This window comes from Sulfuricaulis sp., assembly GCF_049587675.1.
In the GTDB taxonomy this organism is placed as follows: Bacteria; Pseudomonadota; Gammaproteobacteria; order Acidiferrobacterales; family Sulfurifustaceae; genus Sulfuricaulis.
Genome location: NZ_JBAVEJ010000279.1, coordinates 1 through 3,955, shown reverse-complemented (window position 1 = coordinate 3,955; position 3,955 = coordinate 1). Strand labels below are relative to the sequence as shown.

General features: G+C 58.8%; 4 protein-coding genes. 1 reads left to right on the top strand and 3 read right to left on the bottom strand.

Features of this window, described 5'->3' with window-relative positions:
* Positions 1-996 precede the first annotated feature (996 nt).
* A complete protein-coding gene (locus WB402_RS14410; protein ID WP_424209041.1) occupies positions 997-2,346 on the bottom strand; it encodes an ATP-grasp domain-containing protein in 1,350 nt (449 codons plus the stop codon).
* A complete protein-coding gene (locus tag WB402_RS14405) occupies positions 2,303-2,671 on the bottom strand; it encodes a HesB/IscA family protein (RefSeq protein WP_424209040.1) in 369 nt (122 codons plus the stop codon). The genes WB402_RS14410 and WB402_RS14405 overlap by 44 nt, the downstream gene beginning before the upstream one ends.
* 165 nt (positions 2,672-2,836) lie before the next feature.
* Here WB402_RS14405 and WB402_RS14400 point away from each other — a divergent pair, with 165 nt between their 5' ends.
* Positions 2,837-3,121 carry an oxidative damage protection protein gene (locus WB402_RS14400; RefSeq protein ID WP_424209038.1) on the top strand — a complete coding sequence of 95 codons (285 nt, stop codon included), beginning with the start codon at positions 2,837-2,839 and terminating at the stop codon, positions 3,119-3,121.
* Between the two features lie 62 nt (positions 3,122-3,183).
* Here the strand turns inward: WB402_RS14400 and hemG are convergent, their stop codons facing one another.
* Positions 3,184-3,726 (bottom strand): menaquinone-dependent protoporphyrinogen IX dehydrogenase, encoded by a 543-nt coding sequence (hemG, locus tag WB402_RS14395; RefSeq protein ID WP_424209036.1) that lies wholly within the window; start codon positions 3,724-3,726, stop codon positions 3,184-3,186.
* Between the last annotated feature and the right edge of the window lie 229 nt (positions 3,727-3,955).

Genomic DNA, 3,955 nt, shown 5'->3' with positions numbered 1-3,955 from the left:
GTAAGCAAACACGTCCGAAGGTGAAGGTGCTGGTTACGAAGAAGGCGGCGTAGCGAATAGTCAGGCCTGGACAAATCCTCGACGAATCAAAGGCAAGGGATGTTGAAATTTTAGACGTTCACCCCCTTCACGTTTTTAATCTCCACCGTCAGCTCGCCGCGTTACCCTCAACGTATCCCTCGAAAATTCAATGAATTAGAGGAATTCAGTTCTGCCATACGAACTGTGGGTTTGGCTCTACAAGTTGGCGTGCTTGATGTTTAGTCGCCAAAAGGCGCATGATGATCGGGCAGGACAAGAGTTTCGGGAAGGATAATTAGAATAGGTGTTGGGTGGGGGAGGTGAGTCATGAATCGACTCGCTGTTATGGTTGTAGGCTGTTTGGTGCTATTGGTGCTATCGGTTTTTTTACTTCGGTGCATCTATTTTTCGGTCCGTGCTCTCGGGTTATCTTCCGAGTTCGAACAAGGCGACTGACGCGACTGAGAAAAGTTGGTGAATGGCTCGTGCAAGGCTGTTCACGGTAGGTTCAGGCGCGCGCCGCACAGCCCACGGGGGAAGGCAGGCAGATGATTTTCTTGCCCCGAATCAACGAGTCAGAGTTGTTGAAACCTTAAATACTCACTCCCCGCCACAGTCTGCGAAAATCTTCGTGGTTGGATAAACTTCAAAGGCTTACTCGGCTGAATCCACTGGCGGGCGCTGCCAGCGACTCGCAACGGTCGCACCGGAGTGCTACGGAGCAACTGGCTCCAGAATACACTGATGCCGTGGTTGCTAGCAGGTTTCTATCCGGTGGCCGCGAGCGACTCGCTACGGTCGCATCCCCGCTACGCGGGGCCCCTGCTTCCTGCTCGCACTCGCATCCCCACTTCGTGGGGGGCGCCGCGGAGCGTTGCCCGAGGGACCCGCGAAGCGGGATCGGGCAGCGGAGCAGACGCCGCGACCGCATGTGGAAAACCTGTTTCAAGCACAGCCGTCGCAACCCCATAGTCCTCAATCGGTGCTCAGCGGTCGCCATGCTTCCTGCTCGCGCACGCCCTTCCACAACGGCATCACCACCACGCGCAGGCAGGCGTGCGCCGCACGCAACGCTGCCTCCGCCTGGGCGGCGTTCGGCGCGCGCGCAAAAATAAATCCCAGATAGCTGGAACCCTCCGGCAGGGGCACCAGTTCATAACCTTCGCGCACGTGGATAACGACTTCCTCGATGTACGGTATTTTCTCAGCGGCCAGCACGCCCTCGACGCGCCGCAGGATGCCGGCCTGCGGGATCGGGATCATCAGCACCCCGGCGCCGCCGGTTTCACTGTTTAACTCCGGGCGTTCACCCAGGGCATGCAACAATACCAATTCCTCCAGACTGGAACCGGTACCGAAGCGCAGCAGGCGTCCGCACAGGCCGCCGATGGTGCGCGCGGCGACTTCCAGTATCCATACACCCTGCTCGTTGATGCGACATTCGGCGTGGATCGGCCCTTCGCGCAGCCCGTAGGCCGCGCACGCGCTGGAGATCGTTTCGCGCAAGGCTTGTTGGGTAGACGCATCCAGCCGTGACGGTGTGATGTAATACGTCTCTTCGAAATACGGCCCATTCAGCGGATCGGGCTTGTCGAATATCGTCAGGATTTCGAGGCTTCCGTGCGTCAACAGGCCTTCCACCGCCACCTCGAAACCGGGAATGAATTCTTCCACCAGAATGGTTTCGCGTTCTTCCGCTTCGCGCAACCCGGTACCCGCCAGCAATACCTGGATGCGTGCCGCCGCCTGCGTGAGTTCATCGAGGTTGTCGGCGCGGATCACGCCGCGGCTGGCCGCGAGCGCCACCGGCTTTAGCACGCAGGGAAAGCGAATGTCACCGATCTGCGCGGCTAAAGGATGCGTGAGGTCGAGCCGCCAGTGACGTGGCACCGGCACGCCGGCCTGCGCCAATCGCGCGCGCGCCAGGTCCTTGCGCCGTGCCAGGTGCACCGCCGCAGTGGGGTTGTGGGGGAGGCCGAGTTCGGCAGCCGCGAGCGCGGCGATTTCGGTGCTGGCGTCATCGCTGCCGAGCACGGCAGCGAATGATCGCCGTTGGGCTTCGCGCAGAATGGTTTGCAGGGAGGCTTGGGTATCGCCGAGGTCGAGATGCAGGCCATCGGCGTAGGCACTGACCAGGGAATGCTTGGCCTCGGAGGCGATTAATACTTCAATGCCGCGGGCCTTGGCCGCCGCGAGGAACGGTGCGGTGCGGTAACTGTCGTGCGGGGCGATCAGCAGAACGCGGCGCTGGGCCGCGTTCTGGCCGGGGGGCGTGACCGGCCTAGAAACCGCCGCCGCCGCAACCGCCACAGGTGCCTTTACCACCAACCGCCTGGAACACCTTATTAAATACAAAGCTCGAATTGGTAAAATCGATCTCGCTGCCTTGCAGATAATTGAGCGCGACTGCATCGACGTAGATCTTGAATCCCGGGCCTTCGAGGACACTGTCGTAATTATGGTCGGCCGTATTCTCGGCGTAGGTCATGTCGTAGGTCATACCGCTGCAACCGCCGCCCGAGACGAATACGCGGATGCCGGCAAATTCGCCGTCGACCTCCTTGAGCATTTCGGCGAACTTGGCCTGTGCCGCCGGGGTGAGCCGCATCTCGGCATCGCCGATACGGGTAGAATATTCGATTGATCCCATGACATTACTCCTCATACATTAATCCTGATGCAAGGAATGGTACTAGATTTAACCAATTTCAAGAAACCACCGATGTTTAATCACCGCTAATTCATGTGGCAATGGCCTATAGTAATGGCGTTCGTACTACAATGCGCCATTCGATTTACTCTCAAAGAGAACCACATGGCACGCACCGTTCGCTGCGTAGTACTGAAACGCGAGGCCGAAGGCCTGGAGCGCCCGCCGCACCCGGGGGCCTTGGGCCAGCGCATTTTCGAAAACGTATCGAAAGAAGGCTGGAAGCAGTGGCTGCAACGCCTGGCCACGATCATCAACGAGAACAAACTCAGCACCGCCGACCCGGGGAGCATCAAGGTCATCGAGCAGCACATGCTCGGGTTCCTGTTCGGCGAAGGTGATATGGGCAAGCTGCCGGCCGGCTTTCAGCCCGCCGGCGGAAAAAAATAACCGGCCTTAGCTCCTCTCATAATCCTGATCCGGGCTGGAAAAATCCGGATCCGGGATTGCATTCACGCCTGCTTAAGCCGCTGCGCAAACTCATCCGCGAAACGATCAACAGCATTCCAGTCCGTGTACTCGTAGTCACGCGTCATGTCGGTGTCGTCGCCGGCGATGCCAGCGATCATTCGCATCAGTAATCGCTTGAATACCCCGTACTTGCTGTACTGCAAGGCGCCGGCGAAGGTCGCCGTCTGCGCGGGGTGCCAATCGACCTGGCGCAGAAACGTCTCCAGATAACGCCGCGCCGCTTCGGGCTTCGGGCGCGCGCCGCCGGCGCTCAGGCTCACCGAGAAGAAGGCGCTGGGTCGAGCCGTCAGTGCCGTGCGCAAGCGACGCACCAACGCATTCAGAAAGCGAGGGTGATGGCCGTAGTGAATAGAGGAGCCGACGATCACCCCGTCATGACCGGCCGGCTCCAGACCTGCCGGAACAGCGTCAGCACGATGTATTTCAACTTCGTGTCTCTTATCCCGAAGACGCTGCGCAATCCGCTCCGCAATGCGCGCGGTGTGGCCTTCGGTAGTGGCGAAAAGGATCAGAATGCTGGACATGTGGCTAGTGTTTCTTGGTTCCTAACTTTTGAGATAGCCGACGTGCGGTTTCAGTGCGTCCTTGCTGAAAGAAGTGTTAACAGACTGGTTAGCCATAATTCTGCGCATCAATGTTCCAACGGCGACGAAGCAAAGGAAAATGCTTGAGTGCTGGCAGAGAAGCCCAGTAAACGGCAAGGCCGGCGGCATCAGCGGCAAGATCGTACAATGAAAAAGATCGATATGGTAA